The 25,049-nt window shown below is 47.3% G+C and carries 34 protein-coding genes; all 34 read right to left on the reverse strand.

Annotation, left to right across the window (positions count from 1 at the left end; genetic code table 11):
- Position 1: 1 nt before the first annotated feature.
- The 34 genes from XI25_RS20945 to XI25_RS21105 all read right to left on the reverse strand — a co-directional run bounded on the left by XI25_RS20945 (position 2) and on the right by XI25_RS21105 (position 24,981).
- Entirely contained in the window at positions 2-562 is a 561-nt protein-coding gene (locus XI25_RS20945; protein WP_046680083.1) for a phage tail protein I, read from the reverse strand.
- The gene (locus XI25_RS20950) at positions 555-1,667 is read right to left on the reverse strand and encodes a baseplate assembly protein (protein WP_046680084.1); all 1,113 of its coding nucleotides are present in this window, start codon (positions 1,665-1,667) and stop codon (positions 555-557) included. The genes XI25_RS20945 and XI25_RS20950 overlap by 8 nt, the downstream gene beginning before the upstream one ends.
- Positions 1,664-2,005, reverse strand: a complete 342-nt coding sequence (locus tag XI25_RS20955) for a lysozyme (protein WP_046680085.1) — start codon at positions 2,003-2,005, stop codon at positions 1,664-1,666. The genes XI25_RS20950 and XI25_RS20955 overlap by 4 nt, the downstream gene beginning before the upstream one ends.
- The gene (locus XI25_RS20960) at positions 2,002-2,400 is read right to left on the reverse strand and encodes a phage tail protein (RefSeq protein ID WP_009594536.1); all 399 of its coding nucleotides are present in this window, start codon (positions 2,398-2,400) and stop codon (positions 2,002-2,004) included. The genes XI25_RS20955 and XI25_RS20960 overlap by 4 nt, the downstream gene beginning before the upstream one ends.
- Positions 2,397-2,861, reverse strand: coding sequence for a phage baseplate assembly protein V (locus XI25_RS20965; RefSeq protein WP_046680086.1), 465 nt, complete (start codon positions 2,859-2,861; stop codon positions 2,397-2,399). The genes XI25_RS20960 and XI25_RS20965 overlap by 4 nt, the downstream gene beginning before the upstream one ends.
- Positions 2,862-2,863: 2 nt before the next feature.
- Positions 2,864-3,895: a phage late control D family protein gene (locus tag XI25_RS20970; RefSeq protein WP_046680087.1), complete on the reverse strand. Its 1,032-nt coding sequence runs from the start codon at positions 3,893-3,895 to the stop codon at positions 2,864-2,866.
- A gap of 7 nt (positions 3,896-3,902) precedes the next feature.
- Positions 3,903-4,109, reverse strand: coding sequence for a tail protein X (locus XI25_RS20975; RefSeq protein ID WP_046680088.1), 207 nt, complete (start codon positions 4,107-4,109; stop codon positions 3,903-3,905).
- Positions 4,106-5,833, reverse strand: a complete 1,728-nt coding sequence (locus XI25_RS20980) for a hypothetical protein (RefSeq protein WP_046680089.1) — start codon at positions 5,831-5,833, stop codon at positions 4,106-4,108. The genes XI25_RS20975 and XI25_RS20980 overlap by 4 nt, the downstream gene beginning before the upstream one ends.
- A 123-nt stretch (positions 5,834-5,956) precedes the next feature.
- Positions 5,957-6,742, reverse strand: a complete 786-nt coding sequence (locus tag XI25_RS20985) for a phage tail tape measure protein (protein ID WP_046680090.1) — start codon at positions 6,740-6,742, stop codon at positions 5,957-5,959.
- A 208-nt stretch (positions 6,743-6,950) separates the two neighbouring features.
- The gene (locus XI25_RS20990; protein ID WP_046680091.1) at positions 6,951-7,280 is read right to left on the reverse strand and encodes a phage tail assembly protein; all 330 of its coding nucleotides are present in this window, start codon (positions 7,278-7,280) and stop codon (positions 6,951-6,953) included.
- An 18-nt stretch (positions 7,281-7,298) separates the two neighbouring features.
- Positions 7,299-7,823, reverse strand: coding sequence for a phage major tail tube protein (locus tag XI25_RS20995; RefSeq protein WP_046680092.1), 525 nt, complete (start codon positions 7,821-7,823; stop codon positions 7,299-7,301).
- A gap of 11 nt (positions 7,824-7,834) precedes the next feature.
- Positions 7,835-9,277, reverse strand: coding sequence for a phage tail sheath family protein (locus tag XI25_RS21000; RefSeq protein WP_046680093.1), 1,443 nt, complete (start codon positions 9,275-9,277; stop codon positions 7,835-7,837).
- Positions 9,278-9,280: 3 nt separating this feature from the next.
- Positions 9,281-9,625, reverse strand: a complete 345-nt coding sequence (locus tag XI25_RS21005) for a hypothetical protein (protein WP_046680094.1) — start codon at positions 9,623-9,625, stop codon at positions 9,281-9,283.
- Positions 9,618-10,091, reverse strand: a complete 474-nt coding sequence (locus XI25_RS21010; protein ID WP_046680095.1) for a hypothetical protein — start codon at positions 10,089-10,091, stop codon at positions 9,618-9,620. Before XI25_RS21010 ends, XI25_RS21005 begins: the two co-directional genes overlap by 8 nt.
- Entirely contained in the window at positions 10,091-10,642 is a 552-nt protein-coding gene (locus tag XI25_RS21015) for a phage tail protein (RefSeq protein WP_046680096.1), read from the reverse strand. Before XI25_RS21015 ends, XI25_RS21010 begins: the two co-directional genes overlap by 1 nt.
- Positions 10,639-10,944, reverse strand: a complete 306-nt coding sequence (locus XI25_RS21020; protein WP_235440053.1) for a hypothetical protein — start codon at positions 10,942-10,944, stop codon at positions 10,639-10,641. Before XI25_RS21020 ends, XI25_RS21015 begins: the two co-directional genes overlap by 4 nt.
- Positions 10,945-10,961: 17 nt before the next feature.
- Entirely contained in the window at positions 10,962-11,354 is a 393-nt protein-coding gene (locus XI25_RS21025; protein ID WP_046680098.1) for a hypothetical protein, read from the reverse strand.
- 17 nt (positions 11,355-11,371) lie between these two features.
- Positions 11,372-13,396, reverse strand: coding sequence for a prohead protease/major capsid protein fusion protein (locus tag XI25_RS21030; RefSeq protein ID WP_046680099.1), 2,025 nt, complete (start codon positions 13,394-13,396; stop codon positions 11,372-11,374).
- Positions 13,347-13,922: a phage portal protein gene (locus XI25_RS35875; RefSeq protein WP_268794552.1), complete on the reverse strand. Its 576-nt coding sequence runs from the start codon at positions 13,920-13,922 to the stop codon at positions 13,347-13,349. Before XI25_RS35875 ends, XI25_RS21030 begins: the two co-directional genes overlap by 50 nt.
- Positions 13,923-13,936: 14 nt before the next feature.
- Positions 13,937-14,854, reverse strand: a complete 918-nt coding sequence (locus tag XI25_RS35880) for a phage portal protein (protein WP_052759700.1) — start codon at positions 14,852-14,854, stop codon at positions 13,937-13,939.
- Positions 14,854-15,078, reverse strand: a complete 225-nt coding sequence (locus XI25_RS21040; RefSeq protein WP_046680100.1) for a hypothetical protein — start codon at positions 15,076-15,078, stop codon at positions 14,854-14,856. The genes XI25_RS35880 and XI25_RS21040 overlap by 1 nt, the downstream gene beginning before the upstream one ends.
- A complete protein-coding gene (locus XI25_RS21045) occupies positions 15,041-16,897 on the reverse strand; it encodes a phage terminase large subunit family protein (RefSeq protein WP_046680101.1) in 1,857 nt (618 codons plus the stop codon). Before XI25_RS21045 ends, XI25_RS21040 begins: the two co-directional genes overlap by 38 nt.
- Positions 16,881-17,408, reverse strand: a complete 528-nt coding sequence (locus XI25_RS35120) for a hypothetical protein (RefSeq protein ID WP_046680102.1) — start codon at positions 17,406-17,408, stop codon at positions 16,881-16,883. Before XI25_RS35120 ends, XI25_RS21045 begins: the two co-directional genes overlap by 17 nt.
- 313 nt (positions 17,409-17,721) lie before the next feature.
- Positions 17,722-18,267, reverse strand: a complete 546-nt coding sequence (locus tag XI25_RS21055; RefSeq protein ID WP_046680103.1) for a tyrosine-type recombinase/integrase — start codon at positions 18,265-18,267, stop codon at positions 17,722-17,724.
- Between the two features lie 57 nt (positions 18,268-18,324).
- Positions 18,325-18,822, reverse strand: coding sequence for a hypothetical protein (locus XI25_RS21060; protein ID WP_046680104.1), 498 nt, complete (start codon positions 18,820-18,822; stop codon positions 18,325-18,327).
- Positions 18,823-19,249: 427 nt separating this feature from the next.
- The gene (locus XI25_RS21065; RefSeq protein WP_046680105.1) at positions 19,250-19,795 is read right to left on the reverse strand and encodes a hypothetical protein; all 546 of its coding nucleotides are present in this window, start codon (positions 19,793-19,795) and stop codon (positions 19,250-19,252) included.
- A gap of 136 nt (positions 19,796-19,931) precedes the next feature.
- Positions 19,932-20,435, reverse strand: a complete 504-nt coding sequence (locus XI25_RS21070) for a sigma factor-like helix-turn-helix DNA-binding protein (protein ID WP_152669189.1) — start codon at positions 20,433-20,435, stop codon at positions 19,932-19,934.
- Positions 20,425-20,802: a hypothetical protein gene (locus tag XI25_RS21075; protein ID WP_052759701.1), complete on the reverse strand. Its 378-nt coding sequence runs from the start codon at positions 20,800-20,802 to the stop codon at positions 20,425-20,427. Before XI25_RS21075 ends, XI25_RS21070 begins: the two co-directional genes overlap by 11 nt.
- Positions 20,803-20,804: 2 nt before the next feature.
- The gene (dnaB, locus tag XI25_RS21080; RefSeq protein ID WP_152669190.1) at positions 20,805-22,157 is read right to left on the reverse strand and encodes a replicative DNA helicase; all 1,353 of its coding nucleotides are present in this window, start codon (positions 22,155-22,157) and stop codon (positions 20,805-20,807) included.
- Positions 22,141-22,479 carry a hypothetical protein gene (locus tag XI25_RS21085; RefSeq protein WP_046680106.1) on the reverse strand — a complete coding sequence of 113 codons (339 nt, stop codon included), beginning with the start codon at positions 22,477-22,479 and terminating at the stop codon, positions 22,141-22,143. Before XI25_RS21085 ends, dnaB begins: the two co-directional genes overlap by 17 nt.
- Positions 22,469-23,218: a DnaD domain protein gene (locus tag XI25_RS31535; RefSeq protein WP_052759702.1), complete on the reverse strand. Its 750-nt coding sequence runs from the start codon at positions 23,216-23,218 to the stop codon at positions 22,469-22,471. The genes XI25_RS21085 and XI25_RS31535 overlap by 11 nt, the downstream gene beginning before the upstream one ends.
- Before the next feature lie 475 nt (positions 23,219-23,693).
- Entirely contained in the window at positions 23,694-24,407 is a 714-nt protein-coding gene (locus tag XI25_RS35125; RefSeq protein ID WP_235440055.1) for a hypothetical protein, read from the reverse strand.
- On the reverse strand, positions 24,404-24,553 hold the full coding sequence (locus XI25_RS33460) for a hypothetical protein (RefSeq protein ID WP_160308941.1): 150 nt from the start codon (positions 24,551-24,553) through the stop codon (positions 24,404-24,406). Before XI25_RS33460 ends, XI25_RS35125 begins: the two co-directional genes overlap by 4 nt.
- Positions 24,550-24,981, reverse strand: coding sequence for an ASCH domain-containing protein (locus XI25_RS21105; protein WP_046680108.1), 432 nt, complete (start codon positions 24,979-24,981; stop codon positions 24,550-24,552). Before XI25_RS21105 ends, XI25_RS33460 begins: the two co-directional genes overlap by 4 nt.
- Between the last annotated feature and the right edge of the window lie 68 nt (positions 24,982-25,049).

Here is a 25,049-nt window from a genome sequence, read left to right on the forward strand (position 1 = left end):
TTTACACCATCCTTACTGTCATTTTCTCGCCCATCCGGAGCACTCCGGCAAAATAGAGGTTAATCGGTTCCGATTGTGACAGAATAACTCGCTCCAGATGAGCGCTTAACCTCTTCACTGATTCGACCGCCCGATAAAACTCCTGTGCCTTCTCCTGGGTTACTTCGGGGTTATTTGTCATGACCTGAAAGTAACCCCGTTCCCCCCCATACTCGAACCATTCTTCCACTTTGCCCTCGCCAAAAAGGATGGTCACCAATTCCTCCACCGCCGCCGGAGTGCCTTTCCGTCGGTGAAATCGAATTGCATTTTTCACGAGCTCCCGTTTTTGAACTATCGGAAGGCTAGTATCATAAAAATCAACATGCAGCTCCCAAGCCAGCTCATCAGCTTCAGCATCGGTTAATTCATCCAGTCGGTCATATCGTGAGAGCTTCGATATCGCCGTTGTAATGCTTTTGAGCTCATCATCAAGCGATTTGGCAGCTGCCATAAGCGCTGGATCTCTTCGAAGATTCGGGGGCAATAGATCGAGCATACTAACATTCGAGATCTCAATCATCCGCAAGCCCCCCAAAATCAAAAGTGACTTGAATTTCTCTCGCAACTTGAAGCCTGGTTAAATCAATAAATGAAGGCTCCATAACACTAACGCGCAGTGCTCCAGCGGCCATAACACGCTTTATAAGCTCCGAGGGATTGATGTCCCGCCCGAGCTTGGATTTTTGCCATAGACGATATTCTGTAATAGCATCTTCAACGCCACGTTGAATCAATGTGGAATCTGCTGCCTTTTCCCGGCTGATCCAATAGGTCAGCTTGATATTGTAATCCACTGGCTCTGGAGGTTGTACAGTCACACGGTCCGTTAATGGCCTTACCTTGCGGTCGCTCACAACAGCAGATACCGCGTCCATGACATCCTGAGTCGGCAGCTCGCCGCCAACCAACAAAGGAATCAATACCACTTCAACAGGTGAAGGTGATTCAACCCCCACATCGATGATGGCCGAACTCGCCGTCTTAGCCCAATACTCGTATGCGCCATCCGGTCCGGCTACGCTGAACGATTCCGGAGCTGTTCGAATACGTTCACGATAGGCGTTATCGGATTCGAGGGCCGCGCCTCCAGAACTTTCGGAAATATTCGTTACACTTTGCACAAAAGGAATAGGGTCGATCAATTCCGTCAATTGTCCCGGTAAAAACCCATTTCCATCTATTCCAGGAATCGAACACTCGGCAGGTACTTTTCCGGATACCTCTCCAGGCTTAATCTCCAGGACGTTAACGGTAATGAAGAACAGCTCCCCTCCACCGCCTTGTGGACCAACTCTCGTTCCTGCTGGAATGATAACCGCCGATGTTAATGGCATAGATAACAGAAACTGAACTGTTGTCCTGGCTGGCTCTGCTTGCAGGCGAGCTGTATCATACATTTCGCCCTTTGCTTCTAACACTTCCCCGGTTGCATATCGTAGAAGACTTTGCTTGGCCGCCTCATTGATCAATACCTTTTGCTGAACAATGATCTCACATAGCGACAAAATAAAAAGGCGTTCCGGATCAGCTGGGTACAGCTGACGGCCAGTTATCGCCTCGTGCATTTTGAATATGTTATCGATGGTTACCTGTGGGTCATCGTCAATGAACTTGATCTCGCTCACCCGGAATCCCCTCCTTCGGCAATTCTAAACTTGATAATGGGCAGCAAACGACCATTCATCTTGTCTTGTTCATTCATGTGAAATTGGATCTCTGTAATTTCAGCCCTGGGCTCTTGTTCCATAATGGCCATCGTGATTACACCGCTCAATCTTGCCTTCAGGATTGGCAATGGTTCATCGACCATTTCATAATCCAAACCGATAGATCGGGCAAATGGCGCTGATCCGTACGGTGTTGTCAGAATCGTCCGGATGTTTTGCGCGAGTTCTTCGGCCAAGGTAGCCGGACGGAAGTTCATTATCGCTGGCCTTGTCATATCTACGATGTATTCGCTCATTTCACATATTCCTCCAATGAGATATTCACCGTTGCGGCCAAGATGTTTCCGAGGTGATCAATATTCGACCACGTTTGTTCCAATGACGTAATCACAAATAACCCAACGCCGACTCCCTTTCCTCCAATGACTAAAGGTAATGCCTTCCCTTTGCGATCCAAGGCTGTCAACCGATCTAATTCTTTACGTGGATTCATACGATATCGCGCATCGAAACGCATCGTGAAGGATACCGTATCCAAGCCAGGCCCAATCCACTGTGATATTGGTTTCTTGCCAAGCACCTCATGCTTTGCCCAACGTGACGAGCTACTTCGCGTGAATTCGTTGAATGTACGTATCGTTTTTTCTGAAACGACGAAAACGACGTCTCCCAAGTATCCGATTTTGTTCACAGCGCTTCACCTGCCCGTGTGATCGAGTCGGTTGTGATTGATTTCGTCTTGAGCGATTCTGATGTTATTGAGCCCGTCACGGTTAGATCTCCTTCGATCCGAACATTACCGGCAGCTTTAACATGTAAACTGCCTGAAGCCTGATCATAGAAGACATAACTTCCATCCTCAAACCAAGTCCCTATCTGATCTTTGTTTGAGACAGGAGGCACGTCCTCGTCTGTATAGTAACTACCCAGGCAAAATCCCTTCTGTATGCCGTTCCCGAGAAAAACACATAATGCGCTCTCTGATACTTCAGGTAATCGGTACGCTTTCGCCTTGGTGCTGTAAGGGACAATAACAGGAAGATCGCCCGAAACCAGATTATCTTTGTCCTTAAAAACCACCCTAACGGTATGCTTTTTCGCATCGACAGAGGAAACCAGGCCAATGCGGATTAGATTTTCAATGACGCTCATGCTTACCACCCCAATACTGGCCGTATCGTCATATTCGTGACATAGCCTGAACTTCCTATTCCGTGACTTACATTCACTACTAAATATTTGCCGTCAAACGTACCAAAGCCCTCGACCTGGATGGTCACCCCGGCAGCGATACGAATATCGCCAACCACACTCAAACTGGCTTCGCCCATTTCCCGGTTCTTCTCACGGAGCGCATTCCTCGCCTTTCGGAGTGCTTCCGCTTCGCTGTCTACTTGTTCGTTGATTTTGAGAACAGGGCCGATTTTGGGAGCGCCTGGCGGCGTATACTTCACTTTAATCGTCTTCTTCGATTTAGCCTTGGAATAACTAATTTCGCAAGCGACATAGGATGCATACGACGAGCTCCAATTAAAATCATAGGATAGAATTCGATCTCTCCCACGCTTGAATGTAGCCACCACCGGCAATTTTTCGAATTCAAAATCATCGAAAAGCACGAGTTGCTTTCCCGATATTTTGACGGACAGCCCTTCAGCTTTAGCTTGTTCAAATAAAAACGCCAGATCGGAAACCTCCGTTTGATCCAGCCTGTCATACGTTGGATTTACAGGAGCGTTATAGCTCAGCTTCAGACCCGCCCGTTTTGCAATCTCACCTGCAATCGTTTTTAGCGTGGCTTTTTCCCATGCTTTGGTGCGCTTCTCCTGCCGAATACTTGAACCTACGCCCAGGCTAACTCCTTTGATGGATACCGTGTCCGGTGCGCCGGTTAATTGAAATGAATCAACCTCAAACTCACCAAGCGGCAGCTTCTTTACCTCCCCTTCTTTTTCCCAATGATGCGTGCGGATTTCAGCCTTTAAACTGTCACCAGGTAAGGGCATCCGATCCGGACTTTGCCAAAGATTGTTTCGATCCTGCAAATTAATCTGAAGGTCATCCAGCTCCCCCGGAGGGGCATCCGTGTACGTGAAATCAAGCAAGTCCTTAGCGATATCTAAGGAAAGATCATATCCGTTATACGACAAAATAAGCTCGGCACGTCTAGCCTCGATGGTCTTCATCCCTGCTCTATCCCTCCCTTTTCCACGGTGGCAAACTGCTGGATTGCCCAACCGGGTAAGGTGGAATCATCAATGTGATTCCACCTGAAAACACGGTTGTACGCATATACTCCGGATTAGCTTGCATGAGATAGGTAACATGCTCTTCCTCACCATAAACCTTGAAGGAAATGCTGTCCCAGGTATCCCCCTGTATGGTTGTGTACATCGTCATGCAAAACTCACCCTTTGCTTTTGTTTCGTGTATTTCTTCATACGCTGCTCGAAGTCATCATGCTGAATGCGTGTAATCTCTTGGGCCTTCTCCTTCGAGACGTCTCCACTCCAATAGTTTTTCGGCGCATACGTAATGTAGATCGGGTTGGAACTCGCAGCTGCTGAAGGTCCGCCCATAATCTGATTGGCCTTATCCAGCAAAGCATGTGAACGCGGTTTGTTGTTCAGCGGAATCGCCATTTCGGGGCCAGCCTCACCAAATATGGAAGGCTTGGTTGCAATACCGCCTTTGGCGAATCCTTCAAGTTCCGGAATCAAGCCAACGTTAAACCCAAGGGTACCGCCGCCTAGCCAATCCGGAATATCGACGCTGACATTATTGATACCTTCGATTGCTTTGTTCACCAGGCGTATAACCGCATTGATCGGTGCAGCGACCAATGCTTTCAGCCCGGCCCATATCCCGCCAAACGTGTCTACAATACCCGACCATGCAAGCGACCAATCTCCGGTAAACACACCACTCACAAAATCCAAGATCCCGCCAAGTGTCGTCATTAAGCCATTGAACACACCTGACACTGTATCGATGGCTCCGACGACGACGGCTTTAATCACAGGGAAGGCAAAGTTAAACGCGCCAACCAGTCCGTCAATGATCGGTTTAACTACCGTAAACACAGCGGAAATCGTTTGGCCGATTTTTCCGGCCACCGAAGTAAAGACCGGTACCATACTGGAAAATGCACGGGAGATAGCTGGAGCCACATCATTAGCAAGGAATCCAAACACCTTGGAAGCTATCGGCCAAAGCTTGGCTCCGATATATTGACCAACGGGTAACAAGGCTCGAACAATTTTCGTACCTGCCTGGTACACCCCAATAGCGACCTTCGCCACGACTGGAGCGAATTGTTGAAAAATCTTCTTCCCGGAATCCATAATGCTCTTGATATGAGGCATTACATTGTCCCAGCCTTTAAGGAACTGATCTTTCAAGGACATGATTTCGGAGAAGACACCTGAAAAGCCTTTGCCAATCGCCGCTGCATCTCCATCGGACATTCCAAGCATTTTTGCGTAGTTGAACCCAGCCCCGCCGATATCACCGCTGAATAAGCTCTCGAAGATCGGGCCAATGGTTTTTCCAATACCTCCAAAAACCTTATCGATAGATCCACCGATTTTCCCGAAAAAGCTTTGAATGCCGGGCATCGCTCCTTGAAACCAATTACTAAAATCATTAAGCAACGGAAGCACTTTATCGCCAATTGGCATGATGAACGTCGTCATGAGCTGACGACCGATTCCCCGAAAGGCATACTTCACGGAATCATATTTAATTTCCGTGATTTCGCCCATGGTATCCTTGGTCATGTCAAACTGACTACGGGCGGTACCCATGGCCGCAACCACATCTTTTTCAAGATCCTCGAATTGGGTCCCAAAGAGTCCAACACCCACTGTGTTCTTCTTCACAGGATCTTCAATAGATGAAATGGATTTAACAATCTGTTTGAAAGCCGCTTGCGCCTCTGGCCCGCCTTTTGCAAAGGTTTGGGACATCTTTTCAGCATTTAAACCAAGCGCCTGATACGATTCGACTGAAGTTTTGGACATATCCTTAGATCGGATATTAAACTCTTTTACCGCATCCTTTTTGTTATCCCAAAGGCTTTTTATCCCTTGGCTCTTACAGTTGATTTCCTGCAAGTTCGGCATATGTTTTCACCTTGCGGTGTCGCGGTCTCGTGGAGGGATTATATCTTTTCACCCTCTATGCTCTGCCCCTGACTGCCATCATGACAGCCTTCGGTTCAAGTCAGGAATCTCACCCTTCTTGCTTTATGCCGCGATTTTAAGTCGGCAATGCTGAGCTTTACCGACTTTATCCAAATTAAAAGCGCCGGACTCAAGTCCAGCGCTGAAGGTATCAAACATTTGATCGGCGGAAAATCCCAGCGATGCAAAGTGCGGTGCGTATTCATTTGAAGAGTCAAGCAGCTCTCCAGATTTATCTAAACCCTTTTGAGCACCTTGAGCCATCAGGTTAAAAGCTTGATCGCTCGTAATCCCGAAGTTTTTAACCATCGTATCTGAGGCTTTGACCGACTCCGGAATTTCTTCCCCGAACACATCCCGAAAAACAATCGCATTTCGGGCAGTCATTTCGAGCTCCTTGCCCTCTTCCTTCGTGACTTGTTTCGCCTTACTTAACGCATCGGCCAAGTCGGTCCAGTTTTCCCCGATGTTTTGATTGTACAGATTCTTTACCGAACCAGACAGAGCAGCCATCTCTTGTTTGCTTGCCCCTGTCGAGGCTTGAAGTTGGTTCATGCTGTCTTGGTAATCCGTAATCGAACTAGCTAGATCCCCGATAGATCCGGCCGCACCTTGGACAAGGGCAAAAGCACCTGAATACTGTGTAACACGGTAAAGAGCCTTTCCGAAATCACCTGTTACCTTGCCCAGCTTACCAAATACCCCTCGGGCTTCTTTCGCCTCTTGGTTCACCGATTGCAAACCATGCTCTACATCTCTTGTTGCATCTCCGGCGGATTTGAACGTTTTTTTGAACGTCGGGCTAATTTGTCCGCCCAAGGCAAATATCGTTTCATACGTTCTAGCCATCCCTAGCCCCGCCTCCTTGCTTTCACCTTACGGCTGGTATTTGGGCTCGGTTTTTGATTCTTCTTTCGTTTTTCGACGTTCTCACAGGCTGCGAGCCAGCCCTCAAGATCTTTGAGCGGCTGGCTGAGCCAGAACGTTAAGGTTGAACCTGGAATAAGCGAACAAAGGATGATTGCCGTTTCTCGTAGATCCTGAACAATATCCCCGCTTATTCCTCCCTGATTAAAAAATTGGCAGCCCTTTGAGTCACTTGGGTAAAGTCTTTTGCCTTCAAGTTCAAAATCACATCAGGAGCAACGCCCGCTGCTCTCGCTGCTACCGCAACCTGATAATTAATCGACAGCGCTCGATACACTGGAACCTCTTCTGGATTCATACTTTGGGCTAATTTTGCACAATTCATAAGTTCGTGCCCGCCCAAGGTGTCGAAATCCAGATTCAAGGTTTTAATTTCCTCACCTTCAAAGGTGATTGGTCGAGTCAATTGGTAAACGTTATCGTTGTTCACCGGTTGGCTTTCAGTCTTTTTTTCTGCCATAATTCGTTGTTCCTCCTTTTAAAGCCCTAGATTCTCGCGAACCTGAGCTAGATAATCCACACCGTCAATAATGCAAATGAAGTTAAACTTATCGATTTCGACTACGGTTTCACCGTTATAGATGATCTTGATATAAATAACTTCCAACTCGTTTGAATTATCCATCGTTCCACCAACCGTGAGGCTTCCCAAAGGTGTCGTTTTCGGGAGCCCTCGGATGGTCACTTTCAGGGGAACCTGTTGATAGGTTCCCGTCGCAGAGTCAAAAGTTTGAATAGACCCGCGGAAATCAATATGCTGAGCTTCCTGCCGGGCTAACTTGAAATTCAAGCGCTCCAGCACACGCCAATTAATAGTCGCTGTCATTGACCCAAATTGTCCAATCGTCGGACTCTCCACTTCACCCGCAATGCCAGCACCACTAACCGTTTCGGACAATGACTCCAAATCTGGAAGATCCACATCCGCGACGCCCATATACTCAGTACCATTTCGATATCCAGTGAAGTTATTTAATTTTTCAGGTATTTGTTTCCCAGCCAAGGGTATCCCTCCTAAATTGCAGACAAGTATTCTGCATCATATTCCACCAAAAACTCCAACTCTTGCGCTGGAGATGGCGGTGTTAAATACGTCCGGAATTTCAATTTACCGTTCATTGTGGACTCTTTTGGATTGTCCTCTTTATTGAACTCGACCCGGCCACCCAGAATGTAACCGGATGCTTGTAACCCGTTCAATCGGATATTTAGCGAGTCAACGATTGCTTCAACCAAGCGTTTATTTGCCGGTTCATCGACATACATCCATTGGGTTAAGATAACAGTGTTATTCCACCAGTCAAACATGCGCCTTACCGGAATAAAGGAGCTCTGAGGATCAAATGCTTCCGGGAATGCCCCGGTCCGATTCCCCCAAGAACGGAAACCTCCAATGAAATTCAAGGCTGTGACAATACCCTCCGCGTTAATCAGCTCGGCCTCATCGGGACCAAGGGCCACGACGGTTCCATTTTCGAGCACAATACCGTCAATCTGAAGCGACTTATTCGACGGGGATCGGAATGGCACGCCATCGCTCTCGGCGTCCAATTGGCAGATAAGGCCTGCCAGATGCGTCGATAGCCAGTACGTGCGTCCGGATTTGGTTACTTTCGGCCAGGTATTAAACTGACGTTTATCCGTGTACAGGTTGTCTTCTTTCCATTTCTCAACCTGGGCTGCTGTTTGGTCCGCTGGAAGATCCGTGATCGCTTGAGCGTTGAAGTTTCCATTAATCTTGCGTGCTTTTGCGGTCATGACCGAACCTACAACCGGATCATGAGAAAAGCCCGGTGATAAAACTAGGCCGGGAACTACTCCCAAACGAGGAAACACCTGCTTCAATACTTCAAGGCCAGTCACAGTTCCGGTAACTCCATCTGTTCCGCCGACGATATCAGCAGTATCCACATTCCCCGGCATGAGCTTGTCATATCCGACGTTGACCGAACTGGCACCAGCCATCGCCCCTCCTGACTTAGCCGTTAGGATCAGATGCCCGGATGCGTTATACGTCAGGGTATAATCGGTTCCAAGTGCGTAATCCGTTGGCGTCTGCCCGGTAGATGTTACTTTGACCGTGTTTGCCAGAATGCCTGATTCTTTGATCGTTCCAATACCACTTGTCAACGATACAGGCGAAGGCGAAACTGATTCCTTGTGCTTCTCAGGGTCCAGCGTATTAACAAAAACAACCGGGGACTGCTTGTACAACTGAAAATGAGAATACGCAAATTCACAGAGGGTATAGCTTTTCCAATCGTCCAAATACCCAAGCGCATCTTTATACTGATCCCACGTCTCAGCCAAATAAGGCACATTCACCGGTGGGGATGCCAGTTTTGATAAATGAATCGGGGCTGTACCAAACACGACTGGCACTGTTGCAAGTGGCGACACAGGCGTTAGAACCGATGCTGGAACCTCTGTGATATAAACACCATGACGTTCTGCCATACGTTAAACACTTCCTTTCTGCGTCTGAGCGGACAATACCGCTTGATAGGCCGCATGTAACGGCGTGCCTACCGTTTCTGTTTGTAACCGTACTTTGTGAAACTCCGGAACGGGAACAAATAAACCTTTGAGCTCAGGAATTCGCTCCATCAACTTTTGAATGGGGCGGGGAAATCCTGCTCGGAAAGTTGTATATCTCGCCAGCTTCGGAATGGTAGGGCCAACATAGATAACGGCCGTCTCATATTCCCAAGCGTTTGGCGATTTGTCCGATTCCGGGTTTTCTTTCTTCTTCCGTGGCGGCTTATCGACTTTCGGATTCAATGCTTCTTCTTGGATTTCATTCATCGTCATCTACCTCCTGTTGAACCGCTGGCAGGGTCCAATTGGTTTCTGCTCCGCCGAAATAATACGGATGCAGGTCTTCGTCATCATAAATTTGCCAGTTGTACGGATACTGAATTGCGTACTTCCCGTCAATGATTCGTTTAGCCAACAAATGCGTTTGAATCCGCTGCAAGATATTCAGAACCGTCTTATTTCCCTGATAATCCGGATTGTCATCATAGATCCCCATCACGATTACCATTCGGCAGGATGCCGCTACTTCCTCACTCGGGATGCCTCCATCCACGATTCGCACCACTACATAGGGAAAATGCGCCGAATCCTCTTCATCCGTCTTTTCTGGCAGCGATTGAGGATAAACATTTAACGGGACCAGTTTCCCGGCCGCGTTCTCGGTTTCATAACCAGCAAAAAGAACCTTGATCTCTTCGACCAAGGCTTTTTGCAGTAGATAGGGAGTAGCCATCAGTTCCCCTCCATGACTCTTTTAATCTCATGATCCAAACGTTTTTCGAAGGTTTCCATGGCCTGTTCATCGATAAATCGACGTACTTCCGGGTTATCTACCATTTGAGGCACCGGAGGGCCGAATAGGCGCTGTATAGGAAGTCTTTTCTTGCTTGTACGCTGGAACACCTTAACGCCACTGATATTGGCGACAAACCCCCGTAGAATCGTTCTCAGACTACCCTGTTTTTTGACAGCAGCTTTAAAAGCCCGTGGTTTCTTCGCGGATGGTTCCCGAGCGTTGGTTTTAAATTTCTCAAGCCCGATGCTCCCGCCAGTCGAAACCACCGAAGCCCCTAAATTGTTTCGCGATGCCCGGTTGATCTTGAAGGATTTGTTTACGTCCTGGGCTTTGATTCTATAGATTTCGCGTGCCTTCTTTGAGGCATTGGATTTTACGTTGGTTGCCGTCCGATTTAGCGCCCTGGATAGGACGACTGGTGCTTGCTTCGGATACTGGCTTAATCGCTTCTCAACCTCTTTCAGCTTGTCGGCATCTATCGTAATCATGATCCAGCACGCTTGAGTGTAATGGTATACATGACTTCATCCTCCTGTACATCCGAAACCCTGAAGATTCGGTCATCTATACGTATGGACGAATCCGTAACGGGCCGCTTTTCGAAGTCTGATTTCAAGGCGTAAAAGAGAAGAGTAGCGTTATAAACCCCATCTGTTGGATTTGAAGCGCTGGATTTTCGGTGCTGCAATTGATCTTCATCGATGACAATGATCATTTCACGGCCATTCACGATATGCGGCGTGCCGAACTCTTCCGGATTCAGAAAGACGTTTCGTGCATCCCGCTCCAATTGCTCCTGAAAGAAACTCATTGGGCATTCGGGTCGGCGTTGGCGACCTGTTCAAAATACCAAGTTTCATATTGCTCAAGACGGTCCTCTGCCTTGCTGGCTGGCTCGATCTCCAAAGCCTTGAGGCGATCTTTTTGATCAGGAGCAGACAACTCTTTGAAGTCTTCAGGAGAAATGATTGTATTGCCAACAATCGGGAGGTTGCCAAGGTCGGCAAGTCCTCCGTTATTGTCCGGATTGATATCACCTTGGGTTTGATCAATGGCTTCCGCCTCCGTCTCATCTGCTCCTTCATCCAATTTGTTATTATTTCGCAAAGCCTCGATCATGTCGAGGGGGAGCTGGCCTTTCACACTCTCCCCCGCATCATACAGCCGACCCGCAAAATTTAAAGGTTCTCTTAATTTCATTGTGTGTTTCCTCCTTCTTATGGAGCAGTTGGGGTTTCCCCAGGATTTTTGAAGAGTCCACGGCTGTCCAAGATCGTGACACCATAATCAAAGTAGATTCGGAAATCCATGCCCAAACGATCAAACGGAATATCCGTTTCGAGCGTCGGTTCTTCCTGGCCGCGCAGGTAAGTGACTTCAACGGTATCCGCAATATTCGGATCAGCAGCCAAATACCAAGCAAACTCGGAATATTGATCCAGCTCCGCATCCACGATGATATCCATGGAGTTACGGAACACGTTTGTTACACCGCTGTGTTTGCCTTCTGGATCAGATTCACTTCTGTTGTATTGAAGTGCTGCCGTTTCCTGCTCAGCCGGAACGATCAAGTACTTCGGAGCAATATTCAAAGTTGCTTCATTCCGAATTCCTTTCTGTGTACGCATCTTTTTGCGTCCTTCGCTCATGGTAGTTGTCCCGATAGCACCAGCGGTACCTAGATTGTTATGGTCTGTACTGAACAAATTTTTGCCATCAAAAATGAGTGGATTTGTGGCTAACATTTTATACACCAGTTTGTTAATGCCGCGCTTGGCTGCAATGACATAAGCAGCTGGGACTCGATTCAAGACACTCAAATCGTCATTAATAAACGCTTCACGAGTAAAGCCCCATCTCTCGGAGTATGTCAGCACTGCTTTTGTCACTTTTTCGTCCTTCATTGGCGAATCATATGGTATGAGGCCATTTTGTGGTGTATGTTGCAATTCGCCCGCTTCTGAAATCCGATAGTGTTCAGCTGCTTTAAAGTCGGAGTTCGAACCCTTGCCCGTCCAATATTGGAAGGTGGTCGGTGCTTCCTGATAAGCCTGAGAAAGTGTTTTATTTGCTGCATTGGATAGAATCGACTGGAATGTCGTATCCGGAGACAAAGCCCGCTTCAACAATTCCTCGTCACTCATCCGGTGTGCTCCTTGAATACCTGCACGTTGCAAGCACTCCACAGCCAAATCCCGCATACGCATGGACCGGAGCTCGGGCGCGCCCGCTGCTGGCTTCACTACCGAACGACCGGCACGCATCAACAATCCATCAGTAGCAGCGGCCCGGAATTTGTCTTGATCTTCTGCCCCGAATTCAATGCCGGATGGATGCGGCGCATGGCTCTCCCGTTGCTTGGTCAAAATCGCATCTTTGACCGCTTCCAAAGTGCTACCATCCCGAATGAACTTGTCCGCATCCAAGCCAAAATCCCGGCACAGTTGCGAAATATCTGAAACTCTGGAACGCTCTGCCTCCATAGCCTGGCGTTTCAATGCCTCTGCATCGATTCCAGGAGGTGTGTTTGCCGGAGCCCCAGCGCGTTCACCGCCTTCAGGTGCCGAACTTCCTCCACCCGCTCCCGCTCCTGTGTCTGGTGCATGCATCAATCCTTGTGCGGCCAACGCCAGCATTTTTAATCCCTTCATTCCTTCATCCTCGCTTTCATCATTATGACTTCTTCCTACGCCGACCGATGGATCAGCTGGCGTTGGCTCAACACTGATTTCAAATGGTTGCCACTTCAAAGCCACATAGGCCGGGCCTGTAAAACGTCCATTGGCCGATGATTTACCCGCTTTCACCTCTTCCCAGCTGCTAACGGAATATCCAACGGAGACGCCCTTAATAATCCCTTTGAGTACCTTTTGAAATACCCGGTCGCTATCTTCATCATCATCGAATTTGACAAGCGCCCGAGCCTTCCGCTGCGAGCTATCTAACCAGACCTTTTCAACGCTGCCGATTGGCATCCGTCCGTATTTCGCATCCCGGCCATGAGAAAACAGCAAAACGCCGACTTCCTCAAGTCGAGTCAGGTCAATCGCTTCCGGATCATGGCTTAAAATCTCGGAGCCAAAATAACGCTCATATGGCGCTTCGCTCGAAAACGAGAGCTCTACGGTGCGATCCGATTCGTTAACCGTGTCACGCTGAAAGGTTAAGGTGCGCGTTAACGTTGACGGCTCTTTAGTTCTCGTCCTCGTCAAGATCGTCGGCATCTTCTGATTGTCCTTCACCTTCATCCTCCTTTAACAATTCTTTTTCATATTTTCGTTCTGCTGCCCGCTGTTTCAAAACGTCACGCCAATCCTCACCCCGTTCCGCACAAATTCGCGCAAGCGTGTCCTGATTGCTTTCCAGCGCCGTTTTGTTGGCGTTAGCTTCTTTCCCTGGATCGATCCAGTTATAACCGGGCGGTATCCAAACATGAGTACCATACTCTTTCCGATTTTTGAAGTAATCCGGAAAATCCAGCTGGCCCGTCAGATGCATTACATCCAAAAATTCTTGATAGATCGGGGTCAAAACTTTTTTAATCAACATTTTCTGAAGCTTTCGGTACAGCTTACGGTCCTCGATCAGCCCTTGTCGGGCAGAAGAGTAATTGACTTGTGATAAGTCACGGGAAACAGCTTCATAACTTAGCCCAATACCCGCCGATGCTAAACGGACCAGCGTTGTAATAAACTCTCGGGTATTGGATGCTTGCCCTGCCGGTATGACTGTTTGCACATCATCCCCCGGATTTAGCTCGCCAATCATGCCTGGTGCTAGTGTCATTCCACTGTAATCCTTGCGATCACCGCTGCGACTTGTCCCATTCCACGACCAGGGCCACCACTTGAAGGAGTATCCCTCTTAATAAAGACCGACAAGCATGCCAACACCCGTTCCTTAATGGATACCGCTTCAATAAACTGGTTAGCATCCTTAATCCGTGGCAAGGCTGTCGCGAGTTGCGAAATTTCTCTAACCTGCTTCGGGGAATTTTTTTTGAATAAAAAAATGACGTCCTTCGCCTCGATCTGGACACTTTCTCCAGGTAGTAGCGATTGGCCGTCTAATTTCTTGAAATGATAGGCGATAGGTTTGTTGTACTGGTCTATCTCAATACCTTCCACAATCCGATTCCCGTTCTCTCCCGGAACAATCGTATTCAAGGTGTTCAGATCATCTACTGACCGAACTTGGATTTTAAAAGGAAATTTATCGTCCTTCGTGTAAACTTTAACGACCAAGATCCCGCCATCCACATAGTAACGTCGGAGTAAGGTTTCTTCAATTTCATCCAAAGACTGCGTACCAGTAATGTCGATATTCTCCGCTTTGCAAAACTCTTCCCAAAGGTCTTCGATTTTTTGGTTCATCTCGCCATTTTGATTTCCAGGCTTGGAATGTGGAATTTTAGCCTGAAGCATCATGCCTCCACCAACCACATTTCGCTCTAATGCGGATAAGATAGCCCCTGCTATGTCGCTGTTTCGCTCCAAGTCTTGCGCTCGGTAACGTATTCGCGTACGTTCCCCTTGGGTAATATTATCAAAGCCTTCCGTGCCTGGATTCCAGTTGCGATTTAATCGACCAGTGTTTCCACTATCAAAGGCAGCAGACACCGCCGACCGCCAAGCCATTCGTTTATATGCCCATTGCGGACTGACCGTGGCAATGGACCGTTCTAGCCAATTCAGATTCATCACCTCCCTTCAAAGTAAACTGCTCGGAACATCCCGCCGTTTTCGATATCGGCGATTTCTCTTTCGAGACGTGTCCGTTCCTCGTATAACAAGCCAAGGTCCGCACGGCGGAATGATTTGCTCCCGATTCGGTATTCTTGCGCCCCTCGCAGTACTGCGCTAATGGCTGCGCGTACCTCGGCCAATTCAATATTCAATTGTTCCAATCTTTCCAGTGGCGTCATAGCATGAACCTCCACCCCCTACCCAATTGTTATTCGCAGGCTTTGCCGGGACATTTTCACTTCCTGCCGCTTTCTTCTCAGGCGGCTGTTCATACCGCATATACCGGATACCCAAACAATCCGCCGCGAATGCGGCATATACTTCACAGTCGAGGTAGTGATTATCCGCATGGGCTGTTTTCTTGCGCCATACTTCGATTTCCCGCTTTCCATGCTTTTCAGTTACCTTTTCTTCAGCCGTGATTTGCTCCGCGTAATCCTCATCGCAATCGATATATACATACCAGCCACCAGGGCCGTCCTCTTCTCGATTTAACCGGCCTGCTATAAAGTCTTTATAGTAACTGCCATCTACGAGATAAAGAGACAGGCCAAAAACGCCACGCTCCGCCCGGTCAATCTTTGTCAGGGTATACTTTGTTCGCAAAGGCGTATTCGAACCCTTGATTGCAACAGCCCATTCCGGATTCTGAGCGCAAAAATCATAGGTATCATCGGCGTTGTATCCGGAGTCCACGGCACAAAGATTCACAAAGTATTCGGTCCCGTCTTTGGTGAAATAGGAGATGTTCATTGCATCTTCAATCTCCGCCCAAGTTTCAACGACACCATGGCGAATATTTGAGCTCTCCATTTTTTCACCCCAGGCCCGGATCGTGTAATAAAACCGGTCCTTCTGCACGTCAACCCCGCCAGTTAATAGAATTGTTCGATCAGGAACAACACCCTCTTCATAGCCGCTAACCTTACTGAGCACCTTGCTGCTACTCAGTTTGACTTGCGTATTTTCCCAAGGTTCCGCCAGCCAAGAGTTAATAAAATTCATAAACTCTTCTGGCGAATTTTTCGAAGATACAAATTCATACGCTACTTCACCAAATCGAAGCCAAGGGCTATAGATCGCATTTAAATGAAAGCCCGTTTTAATCCCTGGAACTGTGGAGCCGTCTTCTGCTCGCCACTCACCGCCGCGCAGCATGGAAGGTTTATGTGCGTCCCGAATGATTTGCTCGCAATGTTCACACTGGTAATGGGCTGTTTCCTTGATTTTCTCGCGGTCCAAACTCTTGTTATAAATAATCTGCTTATACTTGAAGGTCTGGAAATGACCACAATGCGGGCAAGGAACGTAATAATGCATACGAACATCCGCCGTCAACCAAGCTTGCCAAATCGGCCCGCCTTTCAGCGTCGGCGTGGAAGTCTGCATGATCTTTTTGTTAAACGGGAAAGTTTTGGTCCGCTCCCGTGCCAACGCCCTCGGATCAGCCTCTTTCCCTGAATTTTTCGGGTACTTGTCCACCTCATCCATGAACAAATATCGAATAGCCCGGCTAGAAAGTGACGCTGGACTGTTCGCGCCTGCGATAACGGCATACATCCCGTTGAACTGAAGCTCCAGCAGTTTGCTGTCCTCTTCTTTAAATCGCTCATTCAGAGCTGGGCTTAGTCTGATCATCGGTTGAAGCCGGTTCTTGGAAGTGAACTCGGCCAAATCGAGCATCGGATAAACGATAAGAGCCGGGCTTGGATCTTGCGCAATGGTGTACCCGAACATGTTGTTGAGGCTTTCGGTACCGCCGACCTGAGTCGGTTTCACAAAAATGATTTCCTCAATCCGTGGATCGGTAAATGCATCCATGATACCGCGAAGATACGGCGTTCGGTCCGTTCTCCACGGGCCAGGCTCGGCGGATCTCTCATCAAGAATTCGATTGCGATCAGCCCACTCTGAAACTGTTAGCTTTTCTGGTGGCCGCAATACGTCAAGGCCAGCGTACAACCATTCCGGCCATTGCTCATCAGTCCTTTTTGGCATCGTACACACCTCGGACAGACAGCTGAAGCAATGCGGCGTTTGTGGTATCAGCAATGTTCTGCTCGATTAAGCGAACTTGTTCAGGTTCCAGATACGGCGAAATCTCCATTGCAAGCTTGCGGCTGAATCCTCCCATAGATCGTCGAAGGGAAATAAAAAAACGCTGGAGCTCACTCACAACGTCTTCTCGTCTAATGTATTCACCTTTGGAGATAGCATTTTTTAAAGTTGCCGCTTCGGCCTGCTGCTCTTTCAGCTGCGCTTCATATTTCAGCTTTTGTTGGGATAGTGTCATACCTTCTTCGTCGTCGGGATTCTTCTTCACGCCCCGGTTATCCGTCACCCATTTGATGGTGTCTTTTAACGAGTACCATCCTCGGGCCTTTTTGGGCATTCCGTTTCGCTCCCATTGTGCAATCGTATTGCGGTGAACATTGAACACTTCGCAAAGCTCAGAAGTCGCGATACATAAGGCTCCGTCGATCATTTTCGCTCTCACTTTTCCACCCATATAACCCCCTCCTTTTTGCACAATGCATAGTGTGCAATTTTTATAAAATTCGGTGGAATGCCGGGCTCACTCGTACCCGCATAGGCACCCACCCCCTGGGAAGGACCCGTGACTCAAAAATCCGTGAGGCCGCGCCACAAAAGGGCTCTCAGCTTCTTCTATATCATTAAACCTATGCCGCACCTGTTTTAACCCTCTGAGTTATCCTTATCTTATATTCTGGAGAACTCATAGAGTGGCCTAAACCCCTTGTTTATCAAGGCTTTGTGATACTTCACCTTTACCAGTTCGTCATGTGCAATTTATGGATAACTCACAACTTAAAGCGCTTCGTTGCGAGGTTGATTGTGTCCTGAGCAATTCCGATATATCTCAATGTAATATCAGGCGTTGCATGATTGAATATCTTCTGAAGCATGGCTATGTCTTTGGTTTCTTTGTAGAAATGGTACCCGTAAGTTTTTCTGAGCGTGTGGTTCCCAATGCCTTCGAGCTTATATTCCTCTGTGATTGCTCTCATGATCTTATAGGTCATGGATCGGCTTAATGGTTTATTAACTCCCTCACGACTCTTAATCAGAAACTCATCGTCTGGGCGATCCTTTACCAATGCTAGCAGTTCACGTCTGATTGTTGGGTTCATTTCAAACGCTTTTTGTTTCCTGGTCTTCTTCTCCGTAATGTAAAGTAACGGCCTTTTCAAATCCCTTACTCGTAATGGTAAGATATCCGATATCCTAAACCCTACATTGATACCGATAACAAATAACATGTAGTTTCGTTTATCTTCATTCAACAGGAGCCGTCTCTTGATATCTTCAATAATCTCCTTGTCCCTTATCGGTTGAACATATTTCATATCACCACCTCACAAATTCCCAAGCGTTTGGGAATATCTCGTTTAGATACCTTTTATTCAGATGCTTTTTAAAACAATCAGTTTCCTTACAAATGGTAAGACGGCTGCTCTTATTTTCCTTAGCTCACTTTCAGGGACAATATCGAGAATGACAGCTTCAGCATTTCTTAAATATAATGGAGTGCTTAAACGAGCAAACAATTCTCGATAATCCTTGTACGGAATTCCTGCCCTACGATAGTTATCTTTATTTCCATGAACTCCAGCCACGATGATCGATGTCTGTGCTTTTACGATCTTTTGAATGGCGCTTGTCGCCCCTTCACTCCGGTTGTAATAAACGACCTGGTACGAATACTCGTCACCCAATGCGGCCATAAGTCTCTGTTCAATGGTTGGCGCAGGTGAAAGAACACTTGCCAATCGCGCTCGTGATAGTCTTTCAGCCCCCTCCTTCGTAATGGGAATCGTCATCTCTGGTGCATCGATAGATAGTGTTTCGCCCTTTGCAATTCCTCCAGATTCAAGACCACTCTTGTTCAGCGACTCATTCATAATCAAACCCTCCTTGATCGAATTAACAACGACTTCGAGCTCTGGCCGGAATTGGCCGTAAGTAAATCTGACTTCGATACACCTTCACTGACGGAACCTCTTGAAAGAAATCTCTAAAAAGCTTTTTTCGGTGACGAATGATACAAACATTCATGAGTGATTTAAAGATTGGGCTTCGCCTTACAAGATCCATGACTTCCGAAAAAAACTCTCTGATTTTTTGCACGAGCTTTTGAACGATTATTCGAACACTCTCAACGAATGACTCTGATTGATTGTTCATCTGTCACCAATTCCTTTCCTTGATTTTCAGTACGTTGGCATATTACTCTGCCGCAAAACTGTTTTGTTCCCGTCCATTCTCCCCAGATACAACCTTTGCATTGTTTCGGTTGCCTCCGTCTAAAAGAAATCACTTTGCCAATTTTCACGACGTATTCACCACTCGAAATGGACCTCGTACGCCTGCACTGAACTGTTCAGCTGCTTTCAAAGCCTCTCGAACCCTTTCACTCGGACTCATATCGAAATTGCGGCCGCTGGTGAAGAGACTGCCATTCGCGATATCATCGCCGCAACCTACTGCATGATAACCGCATTCTGGACGACCAACTTGGTAATCTCCCTCGATTACAAACAGCTCCCCTCGATAGCCAACAAGAAATTTCCCACCAAATTCTTCGGAATTGACAACCTGAGCATATCCTCCGGCTTTCAAACATTTTCTGACGGCCTCTACAAATTCGCTTACCATATATTCGTAATTGCCCATTTCAGGTTTGTGATAAGGAATCTCTAGCTTATATCGAAGCAACTGCCCCATACGGAAAGAAGAAGTAAACCCAAAGAGGAATTCCCCTTTAGTAAATACTTTCTCGTCTGCTCGAATCATAAGACTCAATCCAGCCACCCCGGCGCTATCTCCACCAATAAATACTTTTCCGTCATCTTCAAGACCAACAATACAAGTCAATTTAATTTCCCCTCTCTTAAAAAGGACCGCCCTCATAAGAGAGCGGCAAAAGGTTATGAAGAAAATTGAAAACTATAAGTGTTCAATCATTTATAGCTTTCATCTATAGGTGGCTTTCGTAAGACAAAAAAAGAGCCTATCCGATAAGGAATAGGCTTGATTGAAGATCCTCTGAAATTTTTCGTTGTGCTCGTTCAATGTATTCTTCAACAGTCCCTTTCGATATCCCCAAGAAGTCAGCGATTTCTTGAAATGAAAAACATTCACCGTGCGCCATCGTATAGCAATCACGTTCACGTTCAGAAAGCCTCGATAATGCATCCTCAATCTGAAATCTCTCCCAATCACTGAGGTTGCTCGGACCACCGGCTTTAGTGTTTCTTACATATGCCTGCATTCTTAACGGATCAACCAGCTTTTCGCGTTGGTATGCCGCCCGACGTTCAATGCCTCGTTTATTTCCTGGTCGCCGTCCGGTTTCAAGCCATTCAATGATATATTCGCAATCGCTGATCATGCCGGAGATTACTTTCTTATCGTCGGCATCTGCCCGTTTATGAGCTAGTCGATATGCTCGTTCTGCGATTCTCAACGACATCTTATAGTTCTGTAAACTTGCTGCTCCCAAGTCATGTATCACTGTCCCGTCCTCCCCCCTGTATCTTCAGTATCCCTTTGTCACTTAATGAGATGTACAATTTCGCAAATGCATTATTTCGAATCTTGGTAAAAGTATCTTTCGATATTGGCTTTGTTAAATGAAAGTTATAGACCTGATAATCCATGCGGTATGAGTCAACCATGTATCGCTCTTTAATGACCTCTTTCTCTTTATCCGACAGTCGGTTCACAGCATCCTCGATTTCTCTCACATAATCTTCTCGTTCTGGATTACCTGGTGTCCTCTTACACACGTCATATTGGTCAAACACTTGCTTCATAGCTTTAACCATCTGTACGGTTCCAATATGAGGGATGACCGACTTAACAATAATTCTGGTGTCCATAGTTACCCTGCCCTTTCATGCCGACGCTCAAGATTAAGAAACTTGTTGTATTCCTTTTGGAACACTAGCTCGACCGTACCAACCGGTCCGTTCCGCTGTTTAGCTATAATGATTTCGATGATATTCTTCTTCTCGGATTCCTTGTCGTAGTAGTCATCCCGGTACAGGAAGGCCACTATGTCCGCGTCCTGCTCAATCGATCCGGATTCCCGAAGATCGGATAACATCGGCCGTTTGTCTGCTCGTTGTTCAACTGCTCGGCTTAGCTGGGACAAAGCAATGACCGGCACATTCAGTTCTCGGGCCAGCTGCTTCAATTTCCGAGATATTTCGGACACTTCTTGCTGACGGTTCTCAGTGCGTCCGTTGCCTGAAATCAGCTGAAGGTAATCAATGACGATCATATCCAGTCCGAATTTTTCTTTGAGCCTCCGACATTTATTTATAATCTCCATTACTGTCAATGAAGAAGAGTCGTCCAGGAATAAATTCGAATTCCCTAACGTTACAACAGCTTGGGTAGCCCTTTCCCAATCCTCTGGTCGCATAAAGCCGGTTCTCATGCGATTGGCGTCTATATGCTGTTCGGCGCTCATCATCCGAAGGGCTAATTGTTCAACTGACATCTCCAGGCTGAACAACGCGACCTTTTTTCCAGCTTGTACAGCTGCATTTTGAGCAATATTCAAGGCGAATGCCGTTTTACCAACTGATGGACGCGCAGCAACAATGATTAAATCTGAGTTTTGAAATCCTGAAGTCATGCGATCCAAATCCGGATATCCTGAAGGTATACCCGTTACTTCATTCCCTGAATTCACATATCGGTATTCCAAAAGATCGAAAGCCGCCATCGCAACCTCACGCATCGTGCGGAATTCCTTCGGCTTCGCTGCTTTATCTGACAACACGCTGGCAGCTGCTTGGAAGTAAGCTATAGCTTGTTGACCGGTATCGGCCTCCCATGCAGCAGCGAGCTGATGTTCCAACTCAATGATGGTTCGTCGCTGCAAATATCGGTCTTTAATAACCTCCGCATAGTTGCCGATCTCAGCAGATGAAGAAGTCGGCACCGCTCGTGACAGCTTAGATAAATAGCTAACGCCCCCCACATCCTCGATTTGCTTTTTCTCCTGTAGGCGACCCACCACATTGACGAGATCCGTTCCCTTTCCTTCGTCGTCGAGTTCCAGCATGGATTCATAAATCATTCGGTGCTGATCCGAAAAGAAGTAATCCGGAAGAAGTAAATCTGATACATGGATGAAGCCTTTGGGATCGACCATGATTGCCCCGAGCGTAGCTTGCTCGGAAACCATGCTGTTTGGTAAAAGTGATTTATCCAAGTAATTCACGCACCTTTCTGCGTTGTTCTTCGGTTGGTGGAGTGACACCTTCGCGTAATTGGCTGTAGCTCTTGACGGTTTGTGCTCCGTTCTGGCGCATCATTTCGTGGTAACGGTCGGCCTCTGTTCGTTTGCTTGCCAGTGCACCGGGATGTGGAGGGTATTTATTGTCTGGGTCGCTCGCGTACTCATGGAGGTTCCTGATAGCCACCTCCAGGGAAACATTCTTCAACGTGGTTAGCCAGTTCTGCATTTTCTTTAGATCCCCGTTGAAGGATGGATAATAATCCACGATGGTATCAAAAAGCTTTCCGATCTCTTCAAGCGTCATGGACGGCTGCTCCTTTCGCTAGATCTGCAAAACTGTGAATCTTGGCTTTTCTAGCCGGTGTAGATGCCGGAGCTCTTTCGTTTCGTTTTCTCTGATCGAATTGACGATCTAGTGCAACAGCCTGCTCCAATTTGATAGCACCGGAATGAAAATAATCGTCAAGGATACGGATTATTAGATTAAAGTTGTATCCCGTTGACGCCGCGCCAGCCCGTTCAATCGCCCGTATCACAACCGCCTCTTCCATACCATCTTGGTCAATGTAACTTCCCAGCAGCTTGCTTTGGTGTGGATTACAATCGAATCCGAAGACTCGGTTGTGTGCCGCATAATACGATTCGTATGAAGATGAAGAAGCAGAAGAAGAATTAAGATCTTTTAATAACGCTGAACCTTTTGCCGCACGGTTTACCTCATGGTTTGCCTCACCTTTTACCTCATGGTTTACCGCAATATCTGAGGTAAAGTGGATAATTTTATACCTTCCGGCCTTTTGTTTCCCTTGCGACTTATATTCAATCCGGCCTTTTTGAACCAGATAATTTCGATGTTTGATCAAGGTGTTTTCTGTGACGCCTACCTTTGCCTGTAACAGGGGATTGGCTACTGTAAACCACTCTGGACAACCACTCTTATTTGCGATGGCCATTAAATGCATCCACAAAGTTTGTGTGGTTGGCTCCAACGGATTTATTTCGAGCCAATCGATGAAGGCGTTCAGTTCTGCGATGTAGTTCATGTTAATCACCCGGTTTCATGATTTCGTGGGGATAGAGCCTGATGGACTCATCCCCCGACAGGGCATCTGTGCGGTCGTACAATGGAATGTATCTATGCTTTCGATCCTCCGTCCCTGTGCCTGCACTAGCTGAGTAGAGAAACGCTGAAGGCCTCTCTCGACCACTGCCTAAGATCGGCATCCCGAAACGTTCGCACCGGGATTTTGAGATTAGAATCGCGAAAGGATACGGCGTCTGAGTCCAGCGTTTGCTTTTTGGGATGTAGTAGGGCAACCCCGAGGCAATAACTTCTTCCTTCGAATACCTGCCTGCATCGTTAGGCATTAGCTCTCCCCTCCTGCTGGATGATGTTATATACTTCATTTGCTTTAACCTTGTATTTTTTGCTGTACCATACGGAAAACTTCTGGTCGGACAGATTACTATAGATTCTTCGGAGATCTAGGATGCTTTGTCGGATCTCAGCTTGAGTTGTCATTCTTGGCATGCCGCTTCACCTTCTTTACCAACCAGATCTGAAATGCCATACATCCAGCCGCTTATATGTTTGAATTGATAACGATCATGTTCATATTGAATATCCGCTAAAACCCCCGTTATTCCGGATGAAAGGATAGACACTGTATCCCCGACCTTTAGCCAACGACCTGCAAGGGCTCGCTCGATCCGGTCTAGAATACTCTCAATAGCTCCTTCAAATGGCGTATGGAGGTCCCCCAACTCATAAGCATTGCCAAGAATACTCCGGGTTTCGTCTAGAACGAATCGAAGTCTTCTGTTCTCTTCTCCTTTTTCCCTCCAGTTACGTTCCGCAGCAGCGAGTTCACCGGCAGTTGAATCAATGAAAGGTTCAATTATTGCTGATACATCGACCTTTTGAAGAAATTCGGCTGAGAAGCTTCCGCTGAACCCTTCCAGAAAAACAGTATCGTAATCATGTCCCTTGGATCGGAAGGCGTCCGTTCTACAAGTCCATATCCGTCCAGAATATTTAGGAAGACTTGCTTCCATGCAGGTATGCATAACAACAGCATCGCCTTTTTTCAGATTTGATCGAGCCGAACTTTTACGGTATTCATCCTCAATTTCCTGAACCATCGAAGCAACAATTTCTGCCTCATGGTGCAAATGTTCAGCCTTCAAACTCTTTAATACTTGTTTTCCTTCATCAATGAGAAGCTTCCTCATCTCACATATTCCCCTTTCGCCTTTTGGCGCAGTTCCTCGGCCTGTTGTAAGAGCTCGCCTGGAGAGTAGTCCGAAGCGCGGATGATATTCCCTTGTTCATCGCGCGCCACCCAAACGGTTTCTAATTTCCATTCAGCATGTTTCATGAAGTCTTCTCCCAATTCCACAGCCCTTGTTGCCCCTTAGCCGGGATCGGCTCTCTCAGCTGCTGAACATTTGACATCTGCCATCCATACCGGCCAGGCGTGAAATCACCAAACTCATATTCTGGGGTATAAACAAAAGAACCATTTTCGAGAACATATCCATCTGTCCAAGTATCTACTGACTGTAAGCAGTCTTTCATATTCGCTATTGCCACAACAGCCCCGGTTGGCAGATTGTCCGCCGTATATCCGTGCTTTGCCAGCGTGGACCGAATCGGCTCCGTTTGGCACGCTTCCCGGTCGATCTTCTTGCCAGCATGGATCGCCAACTCGCCACGGTGCTTCGTAGACCAGCTTCGCGTTTCGAACTGCTTTTCACCAAGGGCGATCAGGGTCGCCCATGGTTGGATTATGGTTATGGCTTTCATGCCTTACCTCCTACTTTTCATTTGATTGCCTTTAACTGATCAAGAGGATACGGCGACGTCACGCATCG

The organism is Paenibacillus sp. DMB20 (genome assembly GCF_000987955.1).
In the GTDB taxonomy this organism is placed as follows: Bacteria; Bacillota; Bacilli; order Paenibacillales; family Paenibacillaceae; genus Paenibacillus_AQ.

What these genes read in the sequence shown, in the direction of transcription:
- XI25_RS20945 (WP_046680083.1), bottom strand. Translation starts at nt 562, where the DNA reads ATGATTGAGATCTCGAATGTTAGTATGCTCGATCTATTGCCCCCGAAT.
- XI25_RS20955 (WP_046680085.1), bottom strand. Translation starts at nt 2,005, where the DNA reads ATGAGCGAATACATCGTAGATATGACAAGGCCAGCGATAATGAACTTC.
- XI25_RS20965 (WP_046680086.1), bottom strand. Translation starts at nt 2,861, where the DNA reads ATGAGCGTCATTGAAAATCTAATCCGCATTGGCCTGGTTTCCTCTGTC.
- XI25_RS20970 (WP_046680087.1), bottom strand. Translation starts at nt 3,895, where the DNA reads ATGAAGACCATCGAGGCTAGACGTGCCGAGCTTATTTTGTCGTATAAC.
- XI25_RS20975 (WP_046680088.1), bottom strand. Translation starts at nt 4,109, where the DNA reads ATGACGATGTACACAACCATACAGGGGGATACCTGGGACAGCATTTCC.
- XI25_RS20980 (WP_046680089.1), bottom strand. Translation starts at nt 5,833, where the DNA reads ATGCCGAACTTGCAGGAAATCAACTGTAAGAGCCAAGGGATAAAAAGC.
- XI25_RS20985 (WP_046680090.1), bottom strand. Translation starts at nt 6,742, where the DNA reads ATGGCTAGAACGTATGAAACGATATTTGCCTTGGGCGGACAAATTAGC.
- XI25_RS20990 (WP_046680091.1), bottom strand. Translation starts at nt 7,280, where the DNA reads ATGGCAGAAAAAAAGACTGAAAGCCAACCGGTGAACAACGATAACGTT.
- XI25_RS21000 (WP_046680093.1), bottom strand. Translation starts at nt 9,277, where the DNA reads ATGGCAGAACGTCATGGTGTTTATATCACAGAGGTTCCAGCATCGGTT.
- XI25_RS21005 (WP_046680094.1), bottom strand. Translation starts at nt 9,625, where the DNA reads ATGAATGAAATCCAAGAAGAAGCATTGAATCCGAAAGTCGATAAGCCG.
- XI25_RS21010 (WP_046680095.1), bottom strand. Translation starts at nt 10,091, where the DNA reads ATGGCTACTCCCTATCTACTGCAAAAAGCCTTGGTCGAAGAGATCAAG.
- XI25_RS21015 (WP_046680096.1), bottom strand. Translation starts at nt 10,642, where the DNA reads ATGATTACGATAGATGCCGACAAGCTGAAAGAGGTTGAGAAGCGATTA.
- XI25_RS21025 (WP_046680098.1), bottom strand. Translation starts at nt 11,354, where the DNA reads ATGAAATTAAGAGAACCTTTAAATTTTGCGGGTCGGCTGTATGATGCG.
- XI25_RS35875 (WP_268794552.1), bottom strand. Translation starts at nt 13,922, where the DNA reads ATGATTGGCGAGCTAAATCCGGGGGATGATGTGCAAACAGTCATACCG.
- XI25_RS35880 (WP_052759700.1), bottom strand. Translation starts at nt 14,854, where the DNA reads ATGAATCTGAATTGGCTAGAACGGTCCATTGCCACGGTCAGTCCGCAA.
- XI25_RS21040 (WP_046680100.1), bottom strand. Translation starts at nt 15,078, where the DNA reads ATGACGCCACTGGAAAGATTGGAACAATTGAATATTGAATTGGCCGAG.
- XI25_RS21045 (WP_046680101.1), bottom strand. Translation starts at nt 16,897, where the DNA reads ATGCCAAAAAGGACTGATGAGCAATGGCCGGAATGGTTGTACGCTGGC.
- XI25_RS35120 (WP_046680102.1), bottom strand. Translation starts at nt 17,408, where the DNA reads ATGGGTGGAAAAGTGAGAGCGAAAATGATCGACGGAGCCTTATGTATC.
- XI25_RS21055 (WP_046680103.1), bottom strand. Translation starts at nt 18,267, where the DNA reads ATGAAATATGTTCAACCGATAAGGGACAAGGAGATTATTGAAGATATC.
- XI25_RS21060 (WP_046680104.1), bottom strand. Translation starts at nt 18,822, where the DNA reads ATGAATGAGTCGCTGAACAAGAGTGGTCTTGAATCTGGAGGAATTGCA.
- XI25_RS21075 (WP_052759701.1), bottom strand. Translation starts at nt 20,802, where the DNA reads ATGGACACCAGAATTATTGTTAAGTCGGTCATCCCTCATATTGGAACC.
- XI25_RS21085 (WP_046680106.1), bottom strand. Translation starts at nt 22,479, where the DNA reads ATGACGCTTGAAGAGATCGGAAAGCTTTTTGATACCATCGTGGATTAT.
- XI25_RS31535 (WP_052759702.1), bottom strand. Translation starts at nt 23,218, where the DNA reads ATGAACTACATCGCAGAACTGAACGCCTTCATCGATTGGCTCGAAATA.
- XI25_RS35125 (WP_235440055.1), bottom strand. Translation starts at nt 24,407, where the DNA reads ATGAGGAAGCTTCTCATTGATGAAGGAAAACAAGTATTAAAGAGTTTG.
- XI25_RS33460 (WP_160308941.1), bottom strand. Translation starts at nt 24,553, where the DNA reads ATGAAACATGCTGAATGGAAATTAGAAACCGTTTGGGTGGCGCGCGAT.
- XI25_RS21105 (WP_046680108.1), bottom strand. Translation starts at nt 24,981, where the DNA reads ATGAAAGCCATAACCATAATCCAACCATGGGCGACCCTGATCGCCCTT.